Here is a 25,834-nt window from a genome sequence, read left to right on the forward strand (position 1 = left end):
CGTGACGCAATCGCGCGATCAGGAGGGCACCGTCGCCCTGATCACCGGTGGGAGCGACGGCATCGGCAAGGGCATCGCCCTGCGCCTGCATGAGGAGGGCGCCAGGGTGGCCTTCTGCGGTCGCGATCGTGACCGGTTGGACGCCGCGGTGGCGTCCATCGCCCCGGACGGGAGTGACCGGCTGCTCGCCGTGCAGGCCGACTGCCGGAGCAAGGCCGACCTGGAGCGGCTGCACCAGGCCACGGTGGATGCGTTCGGGCCGGTCAACGCGCTGGTGAACAACGCGGGGACGTCGGTGCGGGGTGCGTTTCTGGAGCTGGACGACGACGTCTGGATGGCCGACTTCGAGCTGAAGATCTTCTCCGTCGTCCGGCTCACCCGGATGGTCGCCGGCGGCCTGGTCGCGCGGGGTGAGCCCGGGCGGATCGTCAACGTCATGACCATCAATGGGAAGCACCCGGGTGCGGGGTCGGCGCCGACCACTGTCAGCCGGGGCGCCGACATGGCCATCACCAAGATCCTCTCGAAGGAGCTGGCGCCGCACAACATCCTGGTCAACGCGGTCTGTGTGGGGACCATCGAGAGCGGCCAGCACGACAGGGTGTGGCAGGCGGAAGGCGGCGACCGGGATGCCTTCTACCAGCGGCTGGCCAAGACCAGGGAGATCCCGCTCGGGCGCGCCGGGACACCGGCCGAGGTCGCCGAGCTGGTCAACTTCCTGATCTCCGAGCGCGGCTCGTACATCACCGGCGCGTCGATCAACATAGACGGCGGCTCCTCGTACAACCTCTGACCCGAGCGTCACCGTCGCAGGGTCGGCGCACCCGGCCTGGGCGCAGGACGTGATCAACGGGACCTCACTGCTGTTCGCCGCACCGAGCGGGGCAGTGAGGTCCCGTTGGTCTTGATGCTGGTCTTGATGTGGCCGCCCACCACGATCAGTGCTCCGCCGAGCAGCGTGAACACCGCGAACGCGCGGCCCTCGACGCCTCCTGGCGGCTCACGGGGTGTGTCGCGTGGAAAAGACGGCAGGCGGAGGAGTTCGGGACTGTCGGCGGTTGTCGCTGAGCTCTGCGCCCGCCATTAACGGGTGGCCTTGTGGTGTAGAACGCATACTGTGCCCATCGACTCCCCCGCCTCGCTTCGGTCCGCGTTCGCGGTGCCGGAGGACGTCTCGTACTTCAACACGGCCAACCTGAGTCCGATGCTGCATGCCGTTCAACATGCCGGTGAGGACGCCCTGAGTCGGCGGGCGCGGCCGTGGACGATCGCGGAGGACGACTGGTTCTCGGGCGTGGAGCGGCTGCGCGCGTTGGTGGGCGAGCTGTTGGGCGGTGACGCGGACGGGCTCGCGTTGGTGCCGGCCACGAGCTACGGCTTCGCCGTGGCGGCGAACAACCTTCGGCCGCCGTCCGGGAGCCGGGTGCTGGTGCTCGACGGGGAGTACCCGTCGGGGATCTACACCTGGCGGCGGCTGGCCGCCCAGCGAGAGCTCGAGATCCTGACCGTGCGGCGGGAGCCGGGTGAAGCGTGGGCCGATGCGGTGCTGCCCCGGCTCGACGAGCGCGTCTCCGTGGTGAGCGTGCCGAACGTGCACTGGACCGACGGCTCGTGGGTGGACCTGGCCTCGGTCGCCGAACGGGCGCGTGAGGTCGGGGCCGCGCTGGTGATCGACGCCAGCCAGTCCCTGGGCGCGGTGCCGCTCGATGTCGGAAAGCTCCGGCCGGACTTCGTGACCAGCGTGGGCTACAAGTGGCAGCTCGGGCCGTTCGGCCGGGGCTACCTGTGGGCGGCGCCCGAGCACCGGGACGGGTCGCCGCTGGAGGAGAACTGGATCTCCCGCGCCGAGTCACAGGACTTCGCGCGCCTGATCGACTACCGCGACGCCTACCAGCCCGGCGCGCGGCGCTACGACCAGGGCGAACGCACGATGTTCGAGCTCACCCCGATGGCCATCGCGGCCACCGAGCAGCTCCTGGCCTGGGGCGTCGAGGACATCGCCTCGGCGCTGGCCACCGTCACCGGCACCATCGTGGAACGCACGCGCGAGTTGGGGCTCCACCCGTCCGCGCCGAAGCACGGCCCGCACCTGATCGGGCTGGCCGTGCCCGAGGCCATGCGCGACAACATCGTCCCGGCGCTGGAACGGGCGCGGTGTTACGCCGCACTGCGCGGCTCGGTGCTGCGGATCTCGCCGCACCTGCACGTCACCGACGCCGACGTCGACCGGCTCGTCGACGCCCTCAGCCGCGCGGTGGCCGGCTGACGGCGGCTGCGTGCACGGCCTGGACGGTGCTGGTCAGGTCGGTGAGGTCGGATCGCACCGCGTCGGCGATCGACGGGTCCGAGCCGTCGGAGTGGCGGTTGATCCAGACGCGAGGAATGCCCAGCTCGCTGGCCGGGACCATGTCGTGGAAGTAGCTCTGCGCGACGTGCACCCACCGGTCGCGGGTGGCGCCGAACGACTCCTCGAACCGGGTGAAGTGATGGTGCGCCGGCTTGTAGGCGCCGACCGCCTCGGCGGTGACCACCGCGTCGATCGGCACCCCGAGCCGCCGTTGGGTCTCGCCGATGATGTCGTTGTCGCAGTTGGTCAACAGGGCCAGACGCCAGCCCGCCGCGCGCAGCTCCTCCAGGTTGGCGGCGACGTCGGCGAACACCGGCCAGAACGGCATCGTGCACCCGAGTATCGAGGCGTCGTCGGGGTTGAGGCGCAGCCCGGCGTCCCGGCAGGCGCGGCGCAGCGACTCGGCCAGGATCTCCCGGTACCGCATTCCCGGAGACTCGGCCTGTACCTCGTGCTCGTGCCGGTTGTAGGAGTCCAGGAGCTGTTCGCCCCGGCCGGGGAAGAGCAGCTCGGCGCTGGTGCCGATGCCGTGGCGCCAGTCCACCAGCGTCCCGAAACAGTCGAACGTCGCCCATCGGATGTCGGTCATTCCAGCTCCTTCGGCGAGGGGTGTCCCGCCGATCATGCCCTGAATGGTGTGGCGGCGCGGCCGGGGCGGAAACCCGCTGTCCGGGAGGGCGAACCCGAGGGCATGCTGCGGGCGTGGTGGTACTGGAGAAGACGGCGCGTGCGCGGGCGACCGGGCAGAGCCTGACCTCGTGGGTGCTGTTCGGAAGCTCCGGCCCGCTGGCCGGGGCGGTGATGGCGGCGGGCTGGTCCGCGGCCGCGGTGACCTCGGTGCGGATCGCGCTGGCCGCGACCGTGCTGGCGCCGGTGGTCGCGGTGCTGCGCCGTCGGCTGCCGCGGTTGCATCCCTCCGATCTGTGGCTGTTGCTCGGCTACGGCCTGCTCGGCGTCGCCGGGGTGCAGTTGTTCTTCTTCCTGGCCGTGGCCCGGGTCCCGGTCACGGTGGCGATGGTGCTGGTCAACCTGGCGCCCGCGCTGGTCGCGCTGTGGGTGCGGGTGGTGCGGCGCACCCGGCTTGCCGGGCCGGTGTGGGTGGGGATCGGGCTGGCCGTGGCCGGGCTGGTCATGGTCGCGCAGGTCTGGCAGGACGCCCGGCTGGATCCGCTCGGCGTCGCCGCCGGGCTGGCCTCGGCGGTCTGTTCGGCCGGGTACTTCCTGCTCGGAGAGCACGGCGCGAGCCGGCACGACACGCTCGGGCTGACCGCGGCCGGGCTGGTGATCGGCGCGGTGGTGGTGGTCGCGATCAGCCCGCCGTGGACGCTGCCGTCGGGCCTGCTCACCGCCACCGCGGTGCTCGGCGGGCTGCGAGCCCCGGCGTGGCTGGTGCTGGTGGTGCTGGCCGTGGTCGGCACCGTCGTGCCCTACCTGGCCGGGCTACGGGCGCTGCGTCACCTGCCCTCGGCCCTGGCCAGCGTGCTGGCCCTGGTGGAACCGCTGGTCGCCGCCGCGCTGGCCTGGTTGCTGCTCGGCCAGGCGCTCAGCCTGACGCAGCTCGTCGGGGCGGCGGTCCTGCTCGCCGGCGCGGTGCTGGTGCAACTGGCCGGCCCCAAGCCGCTCCCGGCCGGAGGCTAGGGGGACCAGCGGCGGCGACCCCGCGCGAACGGGTCCGGTCAGTCGAACAGGTCCGGCCGGCCCTCGGTGATCTGGTCCCAGAGCGGGCGGAAGCTGAACCAACCGGCGAAGTGGTTGCCGATCTCGTCGCGGACGGTGCGGGCGATCTCGGGCTCGATCAGCTTGGGGGTGCCCGCCGCCATCGCCAGCAGTTGGGCCTGGCAGGAGCGTTCCATGGTGATGAACCACCACGCGGCCTCGCCCACCGAGTGGCCGACGGTGATCAGCCCGTGGTTCTGCAGGATGGCGGCCTTCGTCTCCCCCACCGCCTTCGCGATCCGCCGGCCTCCCTCGACGCTGCTGGCCACCCCGCCGAACTCGGCGTAGAGGCCCTGGTCCTCGTAGAAGATGGCGGCGTCCTGGGTGATCGGGTCGAGCGGGATGCCGAGGCTGGCGAACGCCTTGCCGTGCAGCGAGTGGGCGTGCGCGGCGGCGATGACGTCCGGGCGGGCCTTGTGCACCTCGGAGTGGATCGCGAACGCCGCCCGGTTCACCGGCTTGTCGCCCTCGACCACGGCGCCGGTGTGGTCGACCAGGATCAGGTCGGAGACCTTGATCTGGTTGAAGCTCATCCCGAACGGGTTGACCCAGAACCGGTCGGGATGCTCCGGGTCGCGGGCGGTGATGTGCCCGGCCACCCCCTCGGAGAACCCGAACCGGCCGAACAGCCGGAACGCCGCGGCCAGCTCGCGCTTGCGGAGCAGGCGCTCGTCCGCCGGGTCCTCGAAGACCGGCGGGGCGGGCAGGGCCGGGCTGGGCGCGATCACACCGCTGGCGGAGTCGAGTAGCGTGGTCATCGTTCGACGCTAAGTCGGCGCCGCGCGGAGAACAATGGAGAGCGTCTCCAGCTCGCGCGGCGGGCGGTGTGGCGGCTATCCACCCGCTATCCACCGGCGATCTGGCGGCGCAGCCGCAGCATCAGCTGGATCTCGAACCGCCGCCCCGGCTCCCGCCAGTCGGGTCCGAGCACCCGGGTGATCGTCTCCAGCCGCTGGTAGAGGGTGTTGGCGTGCACGCCGAGCGCGGCCGAGGTGGCCGCGTGCCGACAGCTGTGCTCCAGGAAGGCCTCCAGGGTGTCCAGCAGCGGGACGCCTCGTCGCTGCTGCTCGGCGAGCACCGGGCCGAGCGTTTCGTCGACGCTGGCCCGCAGCTGGCGCCGTCCGGTGCCGCTCAGCAGGATTCGGTAAATGCCCAGGTCGTCGGCCGTGGCGGCGTCACCGTCGCGGCCCAGCGCGAGCAGCGCGTCGACCACCTGGCGGGCCTCGCGGTAGCCGAGGGCGATCTCCTGGCCGCCCCGGCACGGCCCGCTGACCCCCACCGTGGCCGGCCCGAACGTCGCGCGCCACCGCTCCAGCGGCGCCTCGGTGCCCTCGGCGGGGAGCACGGCCGTGATGCCGGTGCCGTGCTCGGCCAGCACCGCTCCGGCCGGCAGGTCCCTCGGCGCCCGCCTCGGCCGGCCGTCCGAGGGCTGGGCGACCAGCACCCAGTAGGCGGTCGCCGCGTCCAGGCCGGCCCGGCGCACCTGGCGGGCGAGCGCGCGCGGTTCGCCGGCCGGGCGGGCCACCAGGTCGGCGAAGAACGCGTCGGTGGCCCGGCGGGTCGCCTCGGCCACCGCCTCCTCCCCGGCCAGCGCCAGCGCCACCGAGGGGGCGGCCCGCTCCAGCAGCGACCCGTCGGTGTCGGCCTCGGCCACCAGCGCGCCGAGGCACCGGCGGCCGGCGACCACCGGATGGACCAGGAGCCGGCCCTCCGTGCCCTCGATCGTCACCGGACCGTCCAGCCCGTGCGGCGCCAGGTCGGCGAGCCGGTCGGCGGGGACGAACCGCACCCTCCGACCGGCCATCGCGCTGACCTGCCGCAGCAGCTCCTTCCCGTCGCCGCCGTCCAGGACCACCTGGGTCAGCGTGCGGTCCCAGCGCAGCATCCGCTCCAGCTCCTCGGTGCGCCGCGCCAGCTCGGCGTTGGCCTCGTTGAGCCGGGCCAGGGTCTCCTCGTAGCGCTCGACCGAGCGCCGGTTGTCGATCGCCACCGCCGCGTGCGCGGCCAGCGCGGTGAGCAGCGCGATCTCGTCGTCGGTGTAGCGGTGCTCGCGGCGCCGGCCGGTGAACAGCACCCCGAGCACGTGCCGGTGGATGCGCAGCGGCACCCCCAGCAGCCCGCCGTAGCGCTCGGCCGCCGCGACGCTGTTGGCCTCGGCGTGGCGGGCGAACTCCGAGGTCCGGTAGTCCTGGGTCCACGCCGGCTCGCCTCGGGCCAGGACCACCCCGGCGAGGCTGTGCTCGATCGTGATCGGGGTGCCGACCAGCCGGGCGGTCAGGGCGCCGCTGGCGACCTCGATCGTCAGCCGCTCGCCGTCCAGCAGCGCGACGTAGGCGAGGTCGGCGCCCAGCAGCCGCTTGGCCTGGACGACTATCTGGTCGAGCACCTCGGTGAGGCCGCCGACGGTGAGCGTGGTGAGCTGGCCGGCGATGTCGTTGAGCGCGGCCAGCTCGGTGGCCTGGCGCCGGCGCTCGGCCAGCAGCGCCCGGATCCGCAGCGCGGCGACGGCCTCCCGGTCACCGTTCCCGCCCGACCGGGCCGCCCGCAGCCGCTCGAACTCGGCCATGGGCGCCTCGGAGAGCAGCAGCTCCAGCCACCCGCCGTCGTCCACCGCCGACCTCCCCGCGCCCGGACCATCATCGCGCGGGCTCAGCGCTCCTGCCGGCCGTCGAGCAGCGCGCGGGCCCGCATCGCGACCCAGAGCTCGGCCAGGTCGGCAGTCTCCGCCAGGCTGCGTCCGGTGAGCTGTTCCACCCGGCGGATCCGGTAGAACACCGTCTGCTTGTGCACGCCGAGCGCGCGTGCGGTGCGTTGCCAGGACCGCTGGCAGGACAGGAACGCGGCCAGCGAGCCGACCAGGTCGGTCCGGTGGGCGCGGTCGTAGTCCAGCAGCGCGCCCAGCGTCCGGTCCACGACCAGGCGGGCCTCGTCCAGGTCGCGCAGCAGGGCCAGGGACATCTGGTCGCCGTAGCGAGCCAGCCGGCCACTGGACGACTCGGCCACGGACAGCGCCCAGTCCGCCTCCCGGCGCGCGGCCGCGAACCGATGCGCGCCGCCCAGCGCGACGCTGACGCCGATGCTGGCCTCGGGGCCGACCCGCTCGCGCAGGAACTCCAGTGCATCGGGCCGGTCGGGCAGCACCACGTAGAGCACCTCCCCCGTGCTCAGCAGCAGGTACGGCAGCGAGCGCCGGCTCAGGCCCAGGTGCAGGTCGCGCTCGCCGGCCTGCCGGGCGCCGCGCACGGCCAGCAGGACGCACTCGGAGGCGGGCAGCCCGGTGGCGCCGAAGCGCAGGTCGGCGGTGCCGGCGTCGAGCTGGTCGTCGAGTAGCTGGCTGAGCAGCTCCGCGCCCATCCGCCGCTCGTAGCCCCGGTGCAGCGACCAGCTGGCGATCTGCACGGCGGCCGCCGTGGCCACGTGCTGCAGCAGCGGGGCGTCCACCCAGCCGGGCTGGGCGCCGACCAGGACGAGCAGGGTGGTCTCCTCGGCGGGCACCTCGACCGCGAGCAGGGCGGGTCCGGGGCCGGCGTCGATGCGCAGCACGCCGGGGATGGCGCCGCCGGCCTCGGCGACGGCCGCTGTGATCGCGTCGGCGACCGGCGCGGACGGCCGGCGGCCGCCGTCGGCGATCACCGGGGCGCCCTCGGCGTCGACCAGCAGCAACTGGCAGCGCAGCTCGCGTTCGAGCAGGGACATCAGGCCGCGTTTGGTGCGCCCGCCGAGCGTGTCCCGGACCGCCTGGTAGATCCGTTCGGTGCGGGCCAGGCGGGCGGAGTCGCCGCTGAAGTTGGCGTCCGCCACCGCCCGCGCCACCACCGCGAAGCCGACGCTGTAGGGCACCGACAGCACCGGGAAGCCCAGCTCGTCGGCGGCGGCCAGCGTCTCGGCGCGCAGGTCGTGGGTGCGGGGGTCGGAGCCGATCACCAGCGCGGCCACCCCGGTGCCGGCGAGCCCTCGCAGGTACGCGAGCTGCTCGGGCCCGCCGGCGGGCAGCGTCTCGCCGTTGCGCATGACCAGCTCGGCGCCGGTGAGCCAGTCCCACGGGTGATCCAGGTCCGACGGGTGCGCCCAGGTGACCGGCCGGTCCGTGCCGGCGCCTCCGGCCAGCAGCGTCAGCCGCAGCCGGGGCATCGCCACCAGGTCGGCAACGCTGATGATCCCGGTTCGCATGTTGAGCGATCGTATGAGAAGAACGCGCGGTTCTGCGTCATCGTCACATGGACTCCCCCGGCCGCCGGCTCCACACTCGGCCAGAAGCCAGTGGTGAGGAGTGATCAACGGTGACCATCACGGTGTCCCGGCTGCGGCGTTCGTTCAGCTTCCGCACGGCGTTCTCGCTGGCCTTCGCCGACGTGTCGCCGATCGTGGCGCTGTACGCGATCTTCGGGCTGGGGCTGTTCGCCGCCGGTCCGGCGTTCTTCTGGGCGTTTCCGGTGGTGCTGGCCGGTCAGCTGCTGGTCGCCGCGGTGTTCGGCGAGTTGTCCTCGCGGTGGCCGTTCGCCGGCAGCGTGTACCAGTGGGCGACGCACCTGCGGGGCAGCCGGTGGGGCTGGGCGGCGGCGTGGGCGTACATCTGGGGCCTGACGGTGGCGCTGTCCACGCTGGCCTACGGCGCGGCCGGGTTCCTGCTGCCGGTCTTCGGCGTGGAGAACCCGAGCCGGACGCTGTCCATCGCGGTCGCGCTGGTCATCCTGGTGGCGGGCACCGTGACGAACATGGTCGGGCGCCGGGTGCTCAAGGTGATGGTGACCGTGAGCATCCTGTGCGAGGTGCTCGGGTCGATCGGCCTTGGCACCGTGCTGCTGCTGTTCTACCGGGTCAACCCGGTGAGCGTGCTCTTCGAGGGCGTCGGGGCCGGCGGCCAGTGGCTGTCCGGGCCGTTCCTGATGGCCTGCGCGTACGTCGGGTTCTCGTTCGTCGGGTTCGAGGCCGCCGGTTCCATCGCGGAGGAGGTGGACCGCCCGGAGCGCAACGTGCCCAGGGCGATCATCCTCTCGCTGCTGTGCGTCGGGTTCGTGGTGATCTTCGCCAGTGCCGCGCTGCTGCTCGCCACCCCGGACCTGGCGCGGGTGGTGGCTGCCGGCGGCGGCGACCCGGTGACCGCGACCCTGACCGCGCACTTCGGCGGCGCCATCGTCAAGCCGTTGCTGATCATGTTCGTGATCGGGTTCGTGTCCAGCTTCCTGGCCGTCCAGGCGGCGGTGTCGCGCGCGGTGTTCGGGTCGGCGCGGGACGGGGCGCTGCCCGGCGCGCGGCTGCTGGCCACGCTCACCGGCCGCGAGCGGCTGCCGGTGCATGCGATCGGGCTGGTCGCGCTGGTGGCGGCCGCCGTGCTGCTGCTGGCCGGCTCGGAGCTCTACGGTGTGCTGGTCAACATGACGGCGGTGGGGTTCCAGATCGCGTTCGCGGTGCCGGTGATCGGTGCGGCGGTCACCAGGCTGCGCGAGCGGTGGGTGCCGGGCGCTTTCAGCCTGGGCCGCTGGGGTGCTCCGGTCACCTATCTGGCGGCGCTGTGGCTGATCGTGGAGTCGGTGAACATCGTCTGGCCGCGCGGTGCGCCCGGGTCGCCGTGGTACGTCACGTGGGCGATGCCGTTGATGACGGCGCTGCTCGCGGCGGCCGGGCTGGTCGTGTACGCGGTGGTGCGCAAGCGTATCGCGGAGCCGCTGGCGGTGCGGCTGGCCAGGGAGGAGGGCCGGTGACCGGGAAGGTGGCGGTGGTGACCGGCGCGGCCAGCGGCATCGGTGCCTCGGTCGCGGGGAGGCTGGCGGACGAGGGCTGGCTGGTCGCCGGCCTGGATCGCAACCCGTCGGCGGGCGCGCTGTCGCTGGCCGTCGACGTCGCCGACGCCCCGGCGGTGGCCGAGGCGATGCGCCGTGCGGAGGACGAGCTGGGGCCGGTCGAGGCCCTGGTGACCTGCGCGGGCCACTACGAGACCACGCCGTTCGCGGACATCACCCCCGAGGCGTGGCACCGGATGCTGCGGGTGCACCTGGGCGGGCTGATGGGCGCGGCGCGGGCGGTGCTGCCGGGGATGCTGGCGCGCGGGCACGGTGACATCGTGGCGATCTCCTCCGAGCTGGCCATCGGCGGCGGGGCCGGCGCGCACTACGCGGCGGCCAAGGGCGCGATCATCGGCCTGGTGCGCAGCCTGGCCGCCGAGGCCGCGCCGCGCGGTGTGCGGGTGAACGCGGTGGCCCCCGGGCCGACCGACACCCCGCTGCTGGCGGCCGACTCGCCGTGGCGCGCGCCGGACTACCTGGCCACGCTGCCCACCCGGCGGCTGGCCCGGCCCGGCGAGATCGCCGCGACCGTGTCGTTCCTGCTCACCGAGGGCACCTTCGTGGTCGGAGAGGTGCTCTCGCCGAACTCCGGGGCGGTGATCTGAGTGGCGGCGCTCAATGGGATCACGGCGCTGGTGACCGGCGCGACCGGCGGCATCGGGGTGGCCGTGGCACGCCGGCTGGCCGCCGACGGGGCCCGGGTCGCGGTGGCCGACCGCGCCCCCACCCCGGAGCTGACCGCGCTGGCCGACGAACTCGGCGGCACCGCCGTGACCGCCGACCTGACCTCCGTCGGCGAGATCGACACGATGGTCGCGGAGATCGAACCGGTCGGGCTGCTGGTGTGCAACGCCGCGTACATGACCATGGCGCCGCTGGTCGAGCACGACGAGGCGGACTGGTGGCGGGTGGTGGACACCAACCTGTCCGGGACGTTCCACCTGGTTCAGGCCGTGCTCCCCGGCATGAAGCGGCTCGGCGCCGGGCGGGTGGTGGTGATCGCCTCGGAGTGGGGCGTGACCGGCTGGCCCAACGCGGGCGCCTACGCCGCGTCCAAGGCCGGCCTGATCGCGCTCACCAAGTCGCTCGGCGCCGAGCTGGGACCGCACGGGATCGCCGTCAACGCCGTAGCCCCCGGCGTCACCGACACCCCCCAGCTGCGGGTGGACGCCGAGGACGCCGGCGTCGACCTGGCCACCATGCGCGCCCGCTACGCCGAGGCCATCCCGCTGGGCCGCATCGGCCGCCCGGAGGAGATCGCCGCCGCGGTCGCGCTGCTCGCCGACCCGGCCGTCGGCGCGTTCGCCGGCCAGACCATCCAGGTCAACGGCGGGAGCACCCGCTGCCGGGCGTGAGCAATATGCTGGCCGGATGGGCCTGTTCGCCAACCTCCGCGCGTACAAACGGGTGCTGTCCGCGACGCGGCTGAACCGGGTGCCGGACCTGGTGCGCCTGCTCGCCCGGCGGCCGAGCATCGCGTTCGGGGTCGGGGCCTACGAGCTGGGCCTGGTGGCGACCGGGCGGGTCGACGCCCGGCTGAAGGCGCTCGCGGAGGTCAGGACCAGCGCGCTGGTCGGCTGCCCGTTTTGACTGGACATCGGCTCTGCCGTGAGCAGGGCGCACGGGGTCACCGAGGAGCAGTTGCGCGAGCTGTCCCGGTTCCGGGAGAGCCCGGCGTTCTCCGACGTCGAGCGGGCGGTGCTGGAGCTTGCCACCGCGATGGCGGCGACGCCGGCCACCGTCCCGCCCGAGTTGATGATCGAGCTGCGCAGGCACTTCGACCAGGCCCAGCTGGTCGAGCTGGCCGCCTCGGCGGCGTGGGAGAACTACCGCGCCCGGTTCAACCGGGTCTTCGGGGTCGGCCCCGTCGGGTTCTCGGAGGGCGCCGTGTGCGTGCTCCCGGAGCACGCACCGCCACCGGACACGACGTAGCTCAGCGGGTGACCGGCACCGAGCGCTGGATGCGCCAGGCGCGGACGGCCAGCGCCAGGCCGGTGGCGATGGCCGGCTCGTCGATGTCGCGCCCGAGCAGCGTCCGGATCCGCCGCAGGCGCTGGTAGAGCGACTGGCGCCGCAGCCGCAGCAGGCGCGCGGTGGTCGACTTGGAGTGGGCGTTGGCGAGGTAGGTCTCCAGCGTGGCGAGCAGCTCGTCGCGGCGCGGCGCCGGCAGCGCCACCAGCCCGCCGAGGTGCTCGGACACCAACGCCTCCAGCTCGGCCGCGGGCAGCCGCAGCAGCAGCCGTTCGGCCGTCAGCCGGGTGGCCGCCGCCACCGGACCGGTGCCGCTCACCACCGACCCGACCTGGAACGCGGCTCGCGCCTGGCGCAGGCTCTCCGCCGCCCCGGCCAGGTCGTCGGCAACGGTGCCCACCGCCGCGCGTGGCTGGTCGGTCCTGGGTAGGTGGGCGGCCAGCTCTTCGGCGACCCGGTCGTCCAGCGGCGCTCTCCCCGGGTCGGCGGGCATCGCGATCAGGGCGACCGCCTGGCCGTCCAAAGTGGTCACCGCGTGGCGGGCGCCGAGGCGGGTGGCGGCCTCGCGCAGCACGGTGGGGCCGCGCGCAAACAGGCCGTCGACGACCGCCACGAGGTAGCTGGCGCGCTCGGTGGGCAGGCCCACGGCGGAGGCCAGCGAGGCGAGCGCCGGTGAGCGGTCGCCGGCGGCGAGCCGTTGCACGAGCTGGCGGCCGGCGTGCAGCATGGTGGCCAGCTCGGCGCGGCTGCCGAGCAGCTGCAGCGCGAACGCGGGACAGGCCCGGTCCAGCGCGTCGCGGACCAGCTCCCGGGTCCGCGCGCCCGGATCGCCGACCACCAGCGAGGCGAACGGCACGCCGTCCACGCTCACCGTCGCGCTGCACCCGCCCTCGGCAAGCAGAGCGGCGGCCGTGCCCTCCTCGCCGGTCCAGCCGATCGGCGTCCCGTCCGGGCCGACCAGCATCGCCGGCGCCGCCACCAGCTCGCTGAGCCGGTCCAGCAGCTGGTCCAGGCTCGCGCCGTGGGCCAGGGCGTCGGACAGCGCCTGCGACATCCGGTCGGCGAACCGCAGTCCGACGATCGAGGAGTCCACGATGGCCGCGTTGATCGCCTCGGTGATCTCCACGAACGGCACCAGCTGGCGCAGCGCGATCAGCGGCAGCTCGTACCGGGCGGCCTCCTCGACCATGTCGTCGGGCACCTCGGAGAACGTCCAGCCCAGCTCCAGGGCCAGCGCGCCGAGGCCGACCTCGGCCAGCCCGCGCACGTAGTGGCGACGGCGGTTCGCGTCCGCGGAGGCCAGGCCGATCCCGGTGGTCAGCAGCAGCTCGCCGCCGCGCAGCAGCGACGCCACCTCGAACACGTCGGTGGAGTGCACCCAGCGGATCGGCCGCTCCCGCTGGTCGTCACCGACGAGCAGCCGCGGCGCGGTCCGCTGGAACACCGGGTTGCCCAGCACCACGCTGCTCATGACACTCCGTCCGCCTGTTACCCAGAGACTACTGACAGTTTGCTCATTGTCTCCGGGCCGTGCGGACGCGATGCTGTTGCGGACCCAGCCCGGGAGGCTGCCATGACGGATGTCGACGGTCGGCTCGAAGCAACAGAGGTCGCCGAGCACTCGCTGCTCCCGGTGCCGGAGGGGGCGCGGACGTCGACGGCGGCGCACCAGTTCTGGATCTGGACCGGCGCGAACGTGGCCCCGATCAACTGGGTGCTCGGCGCGCTCGGCATCCACCTGGGCCTGAGCCTGTGGCAGACGGTCGCGGTGCTGGTCGTGGGCAACGTCATCGGCATGGCGGTGTTCGGGCTGTTCGTGCTGATGGGCCAGGGCACCGGGGTGAGCCAGATGGTGCTCTCCCGCGCGGCGTTCGGCCGCCGCGGCGCCTACCTGCCGGCGGTGCTGCAGGGCCTGCTCGCGGCCGGTTGGTGCGCGGTGAACACCTGGATCATTCTGGACCTGGTGGTGGCGCTGTTCGGCCGGCTGGGCTACCAGGGCGGCACCGGGTTCAAGATCCTGGTGGCCGCCGTGATCATGGGCGCGCAGGTGTGGATCGCGGCGGTCGGCTTCCGCGCGATCGCCCGCTTCGAGCGGTGGACGGTGCCGGTCACGCTGGTGGTGCTCGCGGCGATGACCGTGATCGCCTGGTCCAGCACGGGCGTGCACTGGGGCTACGCCGGCAAGGGGCTCCAGGGCGCGGAGCTGTGGAGCGCGCTGAGCACCGTGATGACGGCGATCGGGATCGGCTGGGGCATCACCTGGTTCGCCTACGCCTCGGACTACTCCCGGTTCGTGCCGCCGTCCATGCCGCGCCGCAAGCTCTACCTGGCCAGCGTGCTCGGCCAGTTCGTGCCGACGGTGTGGCTGGGCGTGTTCGGGGCCACGCTGGCCACCGTGTCCCAGGCCGTCGACCCGGGCGAACTGGTCGTCCAGGCGTTCGGCGCGCTGGCCATCCCGGTGATCCTGCTGGTCCTGCACGGGCCGATCGCCACCAACATCCTGAACATCTACTCCTGCGGGCTGTGCGCGCAGACCGTGGACTGGCAGGTGGACCGCCGCCGGCTCAGCTACGGGGTGGGCGTGGCGGCGTTCGCGTTCACCGTGTTCCTGATCATGCAGAGCAACTTCGCCGAGGCGCTGGACGGCTGGCTGGCCGGCCTGGTGACCTGGGTGGCGCCGTGGGCGGCGATCATGCTCATCCACTACTACTGGCGGGCGCGGCGCCGGGTGGACGTCGAGGCGCTGTTCGACCCGCCGGGGCGCGGGCGGATCCCGGACGTGTCCTGGCCGGCGCTGGTGGCGTTCGTGCTCGGCATGGTGGCCACCTGGTCGTGCGAGTACGGCATCCCGACGTTCCTGCAGGGACCCGTCGCGGTGGCGGCGGGCGGCGTGGACATGTCCTGGCTGGCCGGCTCGGTGGCGGCGGCCGTGGCGTACCTGACCCTGCTGCGCGTCCGCCGCTCTGCCCCGACGCCCGACGACGTCCCGGAGGTTGCGTGATCGACCTGGTGGTTCGCGGTGCCCGTCTCGTTACAGACGACGGTCTCGTCGACCTGCGGATTGACGGCGGGCGTTTCGTCGCCGTCTCCCCGCACACCGACGAGGCACCCGAGGCGCGGACGGTACTGGACGCGGACGGTGCGTTGGCCAGCCCGCCGTACGTCGAGCCGCACGTGCACCTGGACACCTGCCTGACGGCGGGGCAGCCACGGTGGAACCGCAGCGGCACGCTGTGGGAGGGCATCGCCTGCTGGGCCGAGCGCAAGGCCACGCTCACCCGCGAGGACGTGCTGGAGCGCGCCGAGGAGGTGCTGCGCTGGTACGCGGCCAACGGCACCCTGCACGTGCGCAGCCACGTCGACGTCACCGACCCGAGCCTGGTCGCGCTGGACGCCATGCTGGAGCTGCGGGATCGGGTGCGCGAGGTGGTCGACCTGCAGTTGGTGGCGTTCCCGCAGGAGGGCATCTGCTCGTTCCCGGACGGGGAGAAGCTGCTGGCCGAGGCGGCCCGGCGCGGCGTGGACGCCATCGGCGCCATCCCGCACTTCGAGGACACCCGGGAGGACGGCGTCCGCTCGGTGGAGATCGCCGTCGCCCTGGCCGAGGAGCACGGCCGCTTCGTCGACGCGCACTGCGACGAGATCGACGACGACCAGTCCAGGTTCGTGGAGGTGCTGGCCACCCAGGCGCACCGGCGCGGCCTGCGCGACCGGGTCACCGCCAGCCACACCACCGCGATGGGCTCCTACAACGCGGCCTACAGCCAGAAGCTGCACCGCATCCTGGCCCGTTCCGGGATCAACCTGGTCTGCAACCCGATGGTGAACCTGCACCTGCAGGGCCGGCTGGACGGCTACCCGCGCCGGCGCGGCCTGACGCAGGTGAAGGAGGCGCTCGCCGCCGGAGTCAACGTGGCCTTCGGCGGCGACGACGTCATGGACCCGTGGTACCCGCTGGGCACCGCGAACCCGATCCAGGTCGCGCACGTCGGCGCCCACGCCACCCAGCTGACCGCCCCGGCCGAGGTCGCCGAGTGCTTCCGCATGGTCACCGACGGGGCGGCCGCCGTGCTCGGCCTCGGCGAGCGGTACGGCATCGCCGAGGGCCGCCCCGCCGACCTGATGCTGCTGCCCGCCGCCGACCCGTTCGACGTGGTCCGACGGCAGGTGGCGCCCTCGCACGTGATCCGCCGGGGACGCGTCGTCGCCACCACGCCGCCCAGGGTCACCACGCTGGACTGGCCCGGCCGCCCGAACGAGCCGATCGACTTCGTCAGGACGGGAGACCGATGACCGAGCTGGTGGACGCCACCGCGCCGGCGGAGCCCATCCGCTGGCCGGACGGCTACCGGGCCGCCGCCGCGCTGACCTTCGACCTGGACGCCGAGGCGGTGATGCTGACCGCCGACGCCACCAGCGCCGACCGGCTCATGGTCATGACCCACCAGGCCTACGGCCCGCTCACCGGCGTGCCCCGGCTGCTCGCGCTGCTGCGCCGCCACGGCCTGAGAGCCACCTTCTTCGTCCCCGGCTTCACCGCCGAGCGCTACCCCACCGTCATCAAGGCCATCGCCGAGGACGGCCACGAGATCGCGCACCACTCCTACCTGCACGAGTCCACCCGGGGCATGAGCCGCGCCACCGAGGCCGCGATGATCGACCGCGGCCTGGACGCGCTGGACCGGGTCGCCGGCGTCCGCCCGGTCGGCTACCGGGCGCCGATGTGGGAGATGAACCGGCACACCCCGGAGCTGCTGATCGAGCGGGGCTTCGAGTACGACAGCAGCCTGATGGACTGCGACGTGCCGTACCTCCTGGCCGGCCCCGAGTCGCGGGACATCGTGGAGATCCCGCCGCACTGGGCGCTGGACGACTGGGAGCAGTACGCCTACCTGCCCGAGCTGATCGGCAGCGGGCTGATCGAGAGCCCGGCCAAGGCGCTGGAGATGTGGTCCTGGGAGCTGGAGGCCATGCACGCCGAGGGGCTGTGCTTCGTGCTGACCAGCCACCCGTTCCTGTCCGGGCGGCCCGGCCGGGTCCGCGCGCTGGAGCGGCTGATCGAGCTGATGGCGTCCCTGGGCGGCATGTGGATCACTACCCTGGCCGAGATCGCCGCGCACGCCCGCACCCTGGGGCTCACCCCGCGCCACTTCCCACGCCCCGAGATCTCCGAAGGGAACCATGACTGACACGCCGATCGGGCCCGTCCTCGGCACCGATGTCCCCCGCTTCGCCGGCCCGTCCACCTTCGCGAGGCTGCCCGCGATCGACCGGGTCAGCGAGTTCGACGTGGCGTTCCTGGGCGCGCCGTTCGACGGCGGCACCTCGTACCGTCCCGGCGCGAGGTTCGGGCCGCTGGCGGTGCGCACCGCGTCGCGCCACCTGCGGCCCACCTACCACCCCGACCTGGAGGTGGCGCCGTTCCAGGCCATCCAGGCGGTGGACGCCGGGGACGTGCCGGTCAACCCGTTCGCCATCGCCGAGGCGGTCGACCAGATCGACAACCACGCCCGCGAGCTGCTCTCCGACCGCCGCCGGCTGATCACCATCGGCGGCGACCACACCATCGCGCTGCCCCTGCTGCGCGCCGCGCACCGGGTGCACGGCCCGCTCGCGCTGATCCACTTCGACGCGCACCTGGACACCTGGGACACCTACTTCGGCGCCCCGATCACCCACGGCACCATGTTCCGGCGGGCGTACGAGGAGGGCCTGCTCGCCCCGGACAGCGGCATCCACATCGGCATCCGGGGGCCGCTGTACGACAGCTCGGACCTGTTCGACGACGCCCGTTTCGGCTTCCAGGTCATCCGGGCCGGCGAGCTGGACCTGATCGGCATCGAGGAGACCGCCGCCCGGATCCGCCGCCGGGTCGGTGACCAGCCCGTCTACCTGTCGGTGGACATCGACGTGCTCGACCCGGCGTTCGCCCCCGGCACCGGCACCCCGGAGATGGGCGGGTTCACCAGCCGCGAGCTGCTGCACCTGCTGCGCCGGCTGACCGACCTGCCGATCGTGGCGGCCGACGTCGTCGAGGTCGCGCCGGCCTACGACCACGCCGAGGTGACCGCCCTCGCCGCCGCCACCGTGGCCTTCGACATCTGCACCCTCATGTCCCGACGACCCACTCCGTGAGCGACCGCCGCGCGACGAATGGCCTGGTCACCACCCGTGAGTGGTTAGCGTTGTCATAGCAACGCTTACCACTCACGGCTTCTGACCAGCTCCGATACCCCGCCGACCTGTCACCGCTGCGAGCCGAAGTAGTGGCCCTCGTCGAGGTCCGCGAGCAGGCCGGGCCGCGCCGGCTCCCAGCCCATCCGCTTGCGGGTCAGGGTGCTCGACGCCGCGAGGTCCAGCGAGAAGAACGCCCCGAGCCAGCCGAAGTGCGAGGCGACCTGGTCGGAGGGGACGGAGGTCACCGGTAGCCCGAGGTGCCGGCCGATCACGCCGGCGATGTCGCGGACCGGGACGCCCTCCTCCCCGACCGCGTGCAGCACGGAACCCGCCGGCGCGTCCTCCAGGGCCAGCCGGAACAGGGCCGCCGCGTCGAGCCGGTGCACGGCGGGCCAGCGGTTGGACCCGTCGCCGGGGTAGGCGGAGATGCCCTTGTCCCGGGCGACGTCGATCAGCGTCGGGACGAAGCCGTGGTCGCCCCGGTCGTGCACGATCGGCAGCCGCACGGCACAGGCGCGCACCCCCCGGTCGGAGAACGGGAGCGCCGCCGCCTCAGAGGCACGGGGCGAGTCCGGGTCGGCGGGGTCGTCCTCGGTGCGCAGGTCGCCGCCGTACCGGATCGCGGCGAGGCCGGAGGTGACCACGAGGGGCCGGCCGGAGCCCGCGAGCGCGTCGCCGAGCGTCTCGATGGCCCGCCGATCCGCCTCGGCGGCGCCGGCGAAGTCGGAGAAGTCGTGGATGAACGCCAGGTGGATGACGCCGTCGGACGCCCCGGCGCCGGATCGCAGTGAGTCCGGGTCGTCCAGGGAGCCCCGGTGCACCTCGGCACCGGCGGCCGCCAGGGCCGAGGCCGAGGCGTCGGAGCGGGCCAGCCCGACAACCCGGTGACCCACGCCGAGCAGCTCGGACACGACGGCGGAGCCGACGAAGCCGGATGCGCCGGTGACGAAGACGCGCATGGAGAACCTCCGGAAAACGGTGATGACAGTTGCTGACATCAAGCGTAGCACCGTGATGGCAGTCGCTGTCGTCGCTTAGGATCGGAGCCATGGGGCGATGGGAGCCGAACGCGCGCGGCCGGCTCGAACAGGCGGCGCTGGAGCTCTACGGCGAGCGCGGGTTCGACCAGACCACGGTGGCGGACATCGCCGACCGGGCCGGCCTCACCGAGCGGACGTTCTTCCGGCACTTCGCGGACAAGCGCGAGGTCCTGTTCCATGGCCAGAACGCGCTGCGCGACGCCTGCGTGGCCGCGATCGCCGAGGCGCCCGACTCAGCCGCGCCGATCGACGCGGTCGCCTCGGCCCTCGACGCGTTCGCCGCCGCTCTCGAAGGCCGCCGCGAGCACGCCCGGCGGCGCCAGGCCGTGATCGCGGCGAACCCCGGTCTCCAGGAACGCGAACTGCTCAAGCTCGCCACCCTCGCGGCCGCGATGAGCGAGGCGTTGAGCCGGCGCGGCGTCCCCGAGCACGCCGCGAGCCTGGCCGCCGAGACGGGCATCGGCGTGTTCAAGATCGCGTTCGCGCGCTGGATCACCGAACCCGCCGAGCGCCGCCTCGCCGAGCTGGTCCGGGAGTCACTCGACCAGCTCAGGACCGTGACGGCCGGGGGTCAGGCCGTGACCGGCTCCAGGTAGAACCGCGTCGACCCGATCCGGTCCCCGGCCAGCATCGCGACCACGACCCCCCTGACCAGGTGAGGGGTGTCCGCGGTGGTGGTACCGGTGATCTCCCACTCGCTCCAGACCGTGTCGCCGTCGCCCGTCCAACGCAGGATCCGTGCCCGCAGGTCAGGGACGTGCATGAAGATCGCGCCCCAGTTCGTCCGGACGTGCTCGCGGCCGACGAAGTCGCGCGCCGGGTGCAGCGGGATCTCGCACCGGTAGTCCTCGGTGAAGCAGTCGACCAGCGCGTCGAGGTCGCGGTCGTTCATGGCGGTCTGCATCTTCTTCAGCACATCGTTCATCTCGCGACACATCGCACCAGACCCGGCGCCGTGCGGGGAATGCCGACTCGGCATCGCCGCACGGCGCCGACGGCATCACTCGTCGCGGGACCAGACCCGTTCGCCGCCCACCCAGGTCTGCTCGATCGTGATGTCGGTCAGCTCGTCCCCCGGGGTGTCCAGCGGGTCGCGGTCCAGCACCACGAAGTCGGCCAGCATCCCCGGGGCCAGCCGGCCCTTGTACGACTCCTCGCCGGCCGCGTACGCCGACCCCGTCGTGTACAGGGCGAGCGCCTCGGCCGGGCTGATCCGCTGGTTCGGCCCCAGCTCGGTGCCGTCGGCCGCGCGCCTGGTCACACAGCTGCGCAGCGCCCGCAGCACCTCGTAGGGACCGCAGGGGAAGTCCGAGGAGCCGGCCACCGCGACGCCGGCGTCGAGCAGGTCGCGGTGCGGGAACATCCGGGCCACCCGGTCCAGCCCGTAGTAGCCGGGCAGCTTCTCGCCGTGGAACGAGACGTAGCTGCCGAACGGCACCGCGACCATGCCCAGCGCGGCGATCCGCTTGAGGATCTCCGGGTCCACGATGCTGCAGTGCTCGATGCGGTGCCGGGCGCCGGGGCGCGGGTTGGCGTCCTGCGCGGCCTCGACCGCGTCGAGCAGCAGGCGGATCGCGCGGTCGCCGTTGGCGTGCACGCAGACGGTGCCGCCGGCGTCGTGCACCCGGCGGACGAACGCCATCAGCTCGTCGGTCGGCATGGCCTGGATGCCGTGCTGGCAGCCGTCCTCGTAGGGCTCCTCGAGCAGGCAGGTGCCGCCGGCGATGGCGCCGTCCACGAACGCCTTGACCCCGCCGATGCGCAGCCGGGCGTCCCCCAGCCCGGTGCGCAGCCCCAGCGCCTCCAGCTGCTCCACGGCCGGGTAGGCCAGCAGCGCGTTCACCCGCAGGCTCAGCCGGCCGCGGGCGTACGCCTCCTGCAGCAGCCGCAGCCCGCGTGGCCACACCAGCGCGTCGCCGACCGAGGTGATCCCGGCGGCGTGCATCATCCGCTGGTAGCGGTCCAGCCCGCGCAGCCGCTCGTCCAGGCCCCGGGCCGGGATCACCTCGTCGACCAGCTCGAACACCACGCGTTCGTACACCGCCCCGGTGAGCCGGCCGGACCCGTCGCGGCCCAGCTCGCCGCCCACCGGGTCCGCGCTGTCCTCGGTCAGCCCGCACGCGCGCAGGCCGACCGAGTTGAGCACGCCCCAGTGCATGCCGATCTGGCGCACGAACACCGGGTGGTCCGGACAGGCCCGGTCCAGGTCGTCGCGGGTGAGCACCACGCCGCCGGTGCTCTTGGTGTGGTCGTAGCGGCTGCCCTGCACCCAGTCCCCGGCCGGGGTGGACTCCGCGCGCTCGCGCAACCGGGCCAGCAGCTCGTCCCGGGTGCCGACCAGCTCCGGTGAGAGGTCGACGTCCAGCAGCTGCTCGGCCATCACGGTGGGGTGCTGGTGGGCGTCGTTGAACCCGGGCACCAGCGCGCGCTCGCCGAAGTCGTGCACCGCCGCGCCGGGGAACATCTCGCGCAGCCGGGACACCTGCCCGGTCGCGACGATCCGCTCCCCGAGTGTGGCGAACGCGGGCACCCCGTCGTCCGCCAGGGTGTGCACGATGGACGAGGTGAAGATCTGGGGCACGGTGTCGTGGGCTCCGGTCATGACTCGAACAGGTGGGCGACGGTCAGCAGGCGGCGCTCGGCGAGGTGCGGCGCGACCAGCTGGATCCCGGCCGGGCGGTCGCGCGGGCTGGTCGCGGGCGGGACGCTCAGGGCCGGGTGGCCGGTGTGGTTGAACAGCGACGTCCCCCGGACCATGGCCGCCGTCGGGTCGTCGTCGACCCCCGCCACCCGCACGCTGGCCTGCCCGTAGCGGGGCGGGTCGATGACCATGGTGGGCAGCGCGAGGATGTCGACGTCGGCGAACAGCCCGTCCACCTGGCGCCGCAGCGCGCCCCTGGTCTCCTGCGCGTCGAGGTACTCCGCCACGCTCACCGCCGCACCCGCCGCGATGGCGTCCAGCATGGGTTGCCCGTACCGCTTCTCGTCCGGCCCGAACCGGGCGAGGTGGTAGTCGGCGATCTCGGCGGCCAGGATCGCCCAGTGCGCGCCCTTGAGCACCTGCAGGTCGGGCAGCTCGACCCGGGTGATCGCGGCGCCCTGGCTCGAGGCGCGGTCGATCGCGGCGAGGAACCTGGCCTGGACGTCGGGGTCGTAGCCGGTCAGGTCGGCGGGGATGCCGATGCGCGAGCGGCGCGCCGCCTCGCCGCCGCCGGTGACATCGAGGCCGACCGGGCGCGCGGGCAGCAGCGCCTCCAGGAACAGTGCCGTGTCGTCGACGGTTCGGGCGAGCGTGCCGACGTGGTCCAGGGACGGCGCGAGCGGGATGACGCCCTCGGTGGGCAGCAGCCCCTGGGTGGGTTTCAGGCCGGTGACCGCGCAGCACTCGGCCGGGACGCGCACGCTGCCGCCGGTGTCGGTGCCGATGGCCGCGAAGCACATGCCCGCGGCCACCGCGACCGCCGAGCCGCCGCTGGAGCCGCCCGCCATCAGGTCGTCGTCGAGCGGGTTGCGCGCCGGGCCGACGGTGGTGAGCGCGAACTCGTCCAGGCTGACCTTGCCGAGGATGACCGCCCCGGCCCGGCGCAGCGAGGTCACCGCGGCGGCGTCGCGGTCGGCGACGTGGCCGGCGAGCACGTCCGACCCGGCCTCCAGCGGCATCCCCTCGGTCGCGACCAGGTCCTTGACCCCCACCGGGATGCCGTCCAGCGGGCCGAGGCCCTCGCCCCGGGCCAGCCGCCGCTCGGACGCCTGCGCGGAGGCCAGTGCCTGCTCGGCGGCGACATGGGTGAACGCCCCGAGGTGCGGGTTGACGGCCTCGATGCGATCCAGCGCGGCCCGGGTCAGCTCGACCGGCGACAGCTCCCCCGCGTCCAGCCGGCGTCGCACCGTCCGGATCGGGCTGAGCAGGAGATCGAGTTGGTCACTCATGGCGGTACCTCCGACGAGGGTTGCGAGGTCAGAAGAGCTGCGGGACGCCGATCAGGCCCACGCCGACCAGCGTGGTCACCGTCATCGAGAACACGCTGCCGATGAACGGGTGGAAGTCGGACGGCAGCCGGGAGATCACCGCCTGGGCCAGCGGCGGCCCGAGCAGCGCCCCGATCAGCGCGGCGGCCACGATCACCGCCCAGCCGCCGCCGTGCACCAGCACCGCCGCCGGCGCCAGCGACACCACCGGCACGAAGGTCGGGTACCAGCCGTGGCGCCGCCAGCGGTCGGCGTGCCACCACACGCCCAGCACGGCGGTGAGCAGCTGCGCGGTGAGCATCTGCGGCACCAGGTTCGAGGCGTAGCCGGGCAGGCCGGGATTGAGCGCCCAGGCCAGCACCAGCCCGGCGAGCATGCCCAGCGACGCCCACTCGTTGCCGAAGAACTGCGCCTCGGTGAAGTCCGCCAGCACCCGCCGCGGCAGCCAGGACGATCCCGGCACCGGGGCCGGTGCCGGAGCCGGTGTCGGGGCCTCGGGTTCCGGCTCCGGCGGCTCCGACCCTGCCGCCGGCAGCCGCATCCACGGCAGCCACCTGCACAGCAGGAACGCGATCAGCGCGCTGGACCACATGCCCGTGACGTTGCCGACCACGTTGGGCAGCCCCAGCGGCCGGCACACCAGGTCGACGGCGGCCAGCGCGAGCGGCGTGGTCAGCAGCGCGCCGAGCACCCCGCCGGTCAGCGCGACCCGCCAGCCGGCGCCGTAGACGAGCACGATCGCGGGCGGCACCGACACGAACGGCACGAACGTCGGCTGCCACGCCTCCCCTCGCGTCCACCCCCACAGCGCGTGCGAGAGCAGCAGCCCGACCGTGGCGGCGGTCAGCACCCAGGGCAGCAGCCCGGTTCCGTAGCTGATGTCGAACCCGCGCAGCCGGTGCCGCGCCCTGGCCAGCCGGTGCGCGACCACCGCCATGATCACCAGGCCGATCCCGGCCGGGATGGTGGCGTAGAACTGCGCCTCGGTGAGGTCGCCGAGCAGCTTGCCGAACCAGGTCTCCGGGTCGAGCCAGGCCGAGGTGACCGCGTGCCCTGCCAGCGGTCCCTGCAGCGCGATCAGGCCGGCGCCCAGGCCCGTCACCACCGCCACGCTCCCCAACATGGCCGGAATCAGGCGCCACCGGGCGGTGGACGTCCTCGAGGCCTCGTGCTGCTCGGTGGTGGCCGGCATTGCTCACCCGCTCTCGACTGGGGATCTTCGTTGGTCGACCCACGCCTCGTGCGCAATTTGGCTATAACGTTTGGGTGATTGAAACCGCACAACCGTCGCGGTGTCAAGGAACCGTTTCGGACCGTGCGAGGATGGCCGGGTGAACGGGGGTCAGTACGAGGCCGGGGCACGCGGTCCCACCTTGGCAAACGTCGCCAAGATCACCGGCTATCACGTGTCCACGGTGTCCCGCGTCCTCAACGGCTCCACGGTCGCCGGCGTGCGGGCCGCCTCCCCCGCCGCGGCGGAGCGGATCCGCGAGGTCGCCCGCGAGCTGGGCTACCGGCCCAACGCGGCGGCCATCGCGCTGCGCCGGCGCCGCACCCGGCTGCTGGGCGTGGTGATGGCGCGGATGGCGGACCCGGTGCTGGCCACCATCTACGAGGGCATCGAGCAGGCGGCCAGGCAGCGCGGCTTCCATCCGCTGGCGGTGAACTCCTGGGAGGACCCGGACACCCGGCGGGAGTGCATCGAGGCGCTGATGGATCACGGCGTGGACGCGGTGATCCTCGGCGACTCCACCGTCGACGGCGCCGGGCTCGACCTGCTGGCCACCCGCAAGCTGCCGTTCGTCCTGGTCAACCGCGGCGTCGAGGGACACCCCTCGGTGACCTGTGACGATCACGCCGGTGGTCGGATGGCCGCCGAGCACCTGCTCGACCTCGGCCACCGGCGGGTCGGCGTGCTGGCCGGGCTCCCCCTCGCCGGCAACGCGATCGGCCGGACCGAGGGCTTCCTGGACGCCTTCCGGGCCGCCGGCCACCCGGTCCCGGCCGAGCGCGTGGTGCGCAGCACGTTCGACATTGCCGGCGGGCGGATGGGCGCCGAACGGCTGCTGCGCGCGGACCCGGCGCCGACGGCGATCTTCGCGGTCAGCGACTCCGCCGCGCTCGGCGTGCTCGGCTGCCTACGCGATCACGCCATCACGCCGGGAGCGGGCGTGTCAGTGGTCGGCTTCAACGACGTGCCGATGGCCGCCGAGCTGACCATCCCGCTGACCAGCGTCCGGTCGCCGTTGCGCCGGATCGGCGAGGAGAGCGTCAACCAGCTGATGCGGCTGATGTCCGGCCAACCGGCGCAGACGCTCCGGCTCACGCCCGAGCTGATGGCCAGAAAGACCACCGCACCCAGAGCCTGACCCATGTCAGGCGCGGCCCTGCTCGCACAGCGCGGTCGCGCCCATCTCACAGGCCCAGACCGCCGCCTCGATCCGGTCCGCGAGCAACGGCGTGACCTTGGCGCGGGCCTCGTCGAGGGTGTGGAACGAGGCCGAGAGGATCTCCTCGTTGGGCACCGCCATGCCGGTGACCTCGGCGTCCGTGAGCATCCCGCCGTCGAAGACGAACCGCATGCCCTCCGGCCGGGAGTCCTCTGCCCGGACGTGGTCGACCACGAGCAACCGCCCCGGCGGGCGCTCCAGACCCAGCTCCTCGCGCAGCTCACGCGCGGCCGCCGCCCACGGCGCCTCGTCGGCCTCGACGGCGCCGCCGGGGATCTCCCAGTTCGGCTTGTAGGACGGCTCCACCAGCAACACCCGGCCAGCGCGGTCCCGGAACAGCAGCCCGGCGCCCATCTGCTTGCGGGCCAGCCCGTCCACCTC

General features: G+C 73.5%; 25 protein-coding genes. 14 read left to right on the plus strand and 11 right to left on the minus strand.

Features of this window, described 5'->3' with window-relative positions; genetic code table 11:
• Position 1: 1 nt before the first annotated feature.
• Positions 2–793: an SDR family NAD(P)-dependent oxidoreductase gene (locus N912_RS0104425; protein WP_037062790.1), complete on the plus strand. Its 792-nt coding sequence runs from the start codon at positions 2–4 to the stop codon at positions 791–793.
• 324 nt (positions 794–1,117) lie between these two features.
• On the plus strand, positions 1,118–2,266 hold the full coding sequence (locus N912_RS0104430) for an aminotransferase class V-fold PLP-dependent enzyme (protein WP_211261124.1): 1,149 nt from the start codon (positions 1,118–1,120) through the stop codon (positions 2,264–2,266).
• On the opposite strand, the gene N912_RS0104435 is transcribed toward N912_RS0104430, so the two are convergent.
• A complete protein-coding gene (locus N912_RS0104435; protein WP_028921491.1) occupies positions 2,244–2,936 on the minus strand; it encodes an HAD family hydrolase in 693 nt (230 codons plus the stop codon). The two genes, N912_RS0104430 and N912_RS0104435, sit on opposite strands and share 23 nt — an antisense overlap.
• 113 nt (positions 2,937–3,049) lie before the next feature.
• On the opposite strand from N912_RS0104435, the gene N912_RS0104440 reads away from it, so the two are divergent.
• On the plus strand, positions 3,050–3,985 hold the full coding sequence (locus tag N912_RS0104440) for an EamA family transporter (protein WP_028921492.1): 936 nt from the start codon (positions 3,050–3,052) through the stop codon (positions 3,983–3,985).
• 38 nt (positions 3,986–4,023) lie between these two features.
• On the opposite strand, the gene N912_RS0104445 is transcribed toward N912_RS0104440, so the two are convergent.
• From N912_RS0104445 to N912_RS0104455, 3 genes are all read right to left on the minus strand, one after another.
• The gene (locus N912_RS0104445; RefSeq protein WP_028921493.1) at positions 4,024–4,821 is read right to left on the minus strand and encodes a class II aldolase/adducin family protein; all 798 of its coding nucleotides are present in this window, start codon (positions 4,819–4,821) and stop codon (positions 4,024–4,026) included.
• Positions 4,822–4,907: 86 nt separating this feature from the next.
• Positions 4,908–6,674, minus strand: coding sequence for a helix-turn-helix domain-containing protein (locus N912_RS0104450; RefSeq protein ID WP_028921494.1), 1,767 nt, complete (start codon positions 6,672–6,674; stop codon positions 4,908–4,910).
• Positions 6,675–6,712: 38 nt separating this feature from the next.
• Positions 6,713–8,233: a PucR family transcriptional regulator gene (locus tag N912_RS0104455; RefSeq protein ID WP_028921495.1), complete on the minus strand. Its 1,521-nt coding sequence runs from the start codon at positions 8,231–8,233 to the stop codon at positions 6,713–6,715.
• Between the two features lie 110 nt (positions 8,234–8,343).
• Here N912_RS0104455 and N912_RS49405 point away from each other — a divergent pair, with 110 nt between their 5' ends.
• Genes N912_RS49405 through N912_RS65045 form a run of 5 tightly spaced genes read left to right on the plus strand, consistent with a single transcriptional unit; the run spans position 8,344 to position 11,778 of the window.
• The gene (locus tag N912_RS49405; RefSeq protein ID WP_037062793.1) at positions 8,344–9,765 is read left to right on the plus strand and encodes an amino acid permease; all 1,422 of its coding nucleotides are present in this window, start codon (positions 8,344–8,346) and stop codon (positions 9,763–9,765) included.
• Positions 9,762–10,451: an SDR family NAD(P)-dependent oxidoreductase gene (locus tag N912_RS0104465; protein ID WP_028921496.1), complete on the plus strand. Its 690-nt coding sequence runs from the start codon at positions 9,762–9,764 to the stop codon at positions 10,449–10,451. The genes N912_RS49405 and N912_RS0104465 overlap by 4 nt, the downstream gene beginning before the upstream one ends.
• On the plus strand, positions 10,452–11,201 hold the full coding sequence (locus N912_RS0104470) for an SDR family NAD(P)-dependent oxidoreductase (RefSeq protein ID WP_028921497.1): 750 nt from the start codon (positions 10,452–10,454) through the stop codon (positions 11,199–11,201).
• A gap of 16 nt (positions 11,202–11,217) precedes the next feature.
• Positions 11,218–11,436, plus strand: coding sequence for a hypothetical protein (locus N912_RS65040; protein WP_051579603.1), 219 nt, complete (start codon positions 11,218–11,220; stop codon positions 11,434–11,436).
• Between the two features lie 18 nt (positions 11,437–11,454).
• On the plus strand, positions 11,455–11,778 hold the full coding sequence (locus N912_RS65045) for a carboxymuconolactone decarboxylase family protein (RefSeq protein ID WP_051579605.1): 324 nt from the start codon (positions 11,455–11,457) through the stop codon (positions 11,776–11,778).
• Between the two features lies 1 nt (position 11,779).
• Here N912_RS65045 and N912_RS0104480 read toward each other — a convergent pair whose 3' ends face one another.
• On the minus strand, positions 11,780–13,288 hold the full coding sequence (locus tag N912_RS0104480) for a PucR family transcriptional regulator (RefSeq protein WP_028921498.1): 1,509 nt from the start codon (positions 13,286–13,288) through the stop codon (positions 11,780–11,782).
• A gap of 102 nt (positions 13,289–13,390) precedes the next feature.
• Here N912_RS0104480 and N912_RS49415 point away from each other — a divergent pair, with 102 nt between their 5' ends.
• From N912_RS49415 to speB, 4 genes are read left to right on the plus strand one after another with little or no spacing between them, the layout of a single operon-like run.
• Positions 13,391–14,818: a purine-cytosine permease family protein gene (locus N912_RS49415; RefSeq protein ID WP_051579608.1), complete on the plus strand. Its 1,428-nt coding sequence runs from the start codon at positions 13,391–13,393 to the stop codon at positions 14,816–14,818.
• A complete protein-coding gene (codA, locus tag N912_RS0104490) occupies positions 14,815–16,110 on the plus strand; it encodes a cytosine deaminase (protein ID WP_211261125.1) in 1,296 nt (431 codons plus the stop codon). Before N912_RS49415 ends, codA begins: the two co-directional genes overlap by 4 nt.
• The gene (locus N912_RS0104495; RefSeq protein WP_028921500.1) at positions 16,107–17,006 is read left to right on the plus strand and encodes a polysaccharide deacetylase family protein; all 900 of its coding nucleotides are present in this window, start codon (positions 16,107–16,109) and stop codon (positions 17,004–17,006) included. The genes codA and N912_RS0104495 overlap by 4 nt, the downstream gene beginning before the upstream one ends.
• Positions 16,999–17,952 carry an agmatinase gene (gene speB, locus N912_RS49420; protein ID WP_037062796.1) on the plus strand — a complete coding sequence of 318 codons (954 nt, stop codon included), beginning with the start codon at positions 16,999–17,001 and terminating at the stop codon, positions 17,950–17,952. Before N912_RS0104495 ends, speB begins: the two co-directional genes overlap by 8 nt.
• A 110-nt stretch (positions 17,953–18,062) precedes the next feature.
• Here the strand turns inward: speB and N912_RS0104505 are convergent, their stop codons facing one another.
• Positions 18,063–18,953: an SDR family oxidoreductase gene (locus N912_RS0104505; RefSeq protein WP_028921501.1), complete on the minus strand. Its 891-nt coding sequence runs from the start codon at positions 18,951–18,953 to the stop codon at positions 18,063–18,065.
• Positions 18,954–19,042: 89 nt separating this feature from the next.
• Between N912_RS0104505 and N912_RS0104510 the strand changes: the two genes are divergently transcribed.
• On the plus strand, positions 19,043–19,630 hold the full coding sequence (locus tag N912_RS0104510) for a TetR family transcriptional regulator (RefSeq protein WP_028921502.1): 588 nt from the start codon (positions 19,043–19,045) through the stop codon (positions 19,628–19,630).
• Here the strand turns inward: N912_RS0104510 and N912_RS0104515 are convergent.
• The 4 genes from N912_RS0104515 to N912_RS0104530 form a co-directional block, all read right to left on the minus strand.
• The gene (locus N912_RS0104515; RefSeq protein WP_051579925.1) at positions 19,606–19,959 is read right to left on the minus strand and encodes a nuclear transport factor 2 family protein; all 354 of its coding nucleotides are present in this window, start codon (positions 19,957–19,959) and stop codon (positions 19,606–19,608) included. The genes N912_RS0104510 and N912_RS0104515 overlap by 25 nt on opposite strands.
• Positions 19,960–20,034: 75 nt before the next feature.
• The gene (locus tag N912_RS0104520) at positions 20,035–21,636 is read right to left on the minus strand and encodes an amidohydrolase (RefSeq protein WP_051579610.1); all 1,602 of its coding nucleotides are present in this window, start codon (positions 21,634–21,636) and stop codon (positions 20,035–20,037) included.
• Positions 21,633–22,964: an amidase gene (locus N912_RS0104525; protein ID WP_028921505.1), complete on the minus strand. Its 1,332-nt coding sequence runs from the start codon at positions 22,962–22,964 to the stop codon at positions 21,633–21,635. Before N912_RS0104525 ends, N912_RS0104520 begins: the two co-directional genes overlap by 4 nt.
• A gap of 28 nt (positions 22,965–22,992) precedes the next feature.
• Positions 22,993–24,114, minus strand: a complete 1,122-nt coding sequence (locus tag N912_RS0104530) for a hypothetical protein (protein WP_211261126.1) — start codon at positions 24,112–24,114, stop codon at positions 22,993–22,995.
• 220 nt (positions 24,115–24,334) lie between these two features.
• On the opposite strand from N912_RS0104530, the gene N912_RS0104535 reads away from it, so the two are divergent.
• A complete protein-coding gene (locus tag N912_RS0104535) occupies positions 24,335–25,372 on the plus strand; it encodes a LacI family DNA-binding transcriptional regulator (RefSeq protein ID WP_028921507.1) in 1,038 nt (345 codons plus the stop codon).
• Positions 25,373–25,378: 6 nt separating this feature from the next.
• Here N912_RS0104535 and N912_RS0104540 read toward each other — a convergent pair whose 3' ends face one another.
• Entirely contained in the window at positions 25,379–25,831 is a 453-nt protein-coding gene (locus N912_RS0104540; RefSeq protein ID WP_028921508.1) for an NUDIX domain-containing protein, read from the minus strand.
• Between the last annotated feature and the right edge of the window lie 3 nt (positions 25,832–25,834).

It is taken from the genome of Actinospineispora acaciae DSM 45401, assembly GCF_000620785.1.
Lineage (GTDB): Bacteria > Actinomycetota > Actinomycetes > Mycobacteriales > Pseudonocardiaceae > Pseudonocardia > Pseudonocardia acaciae.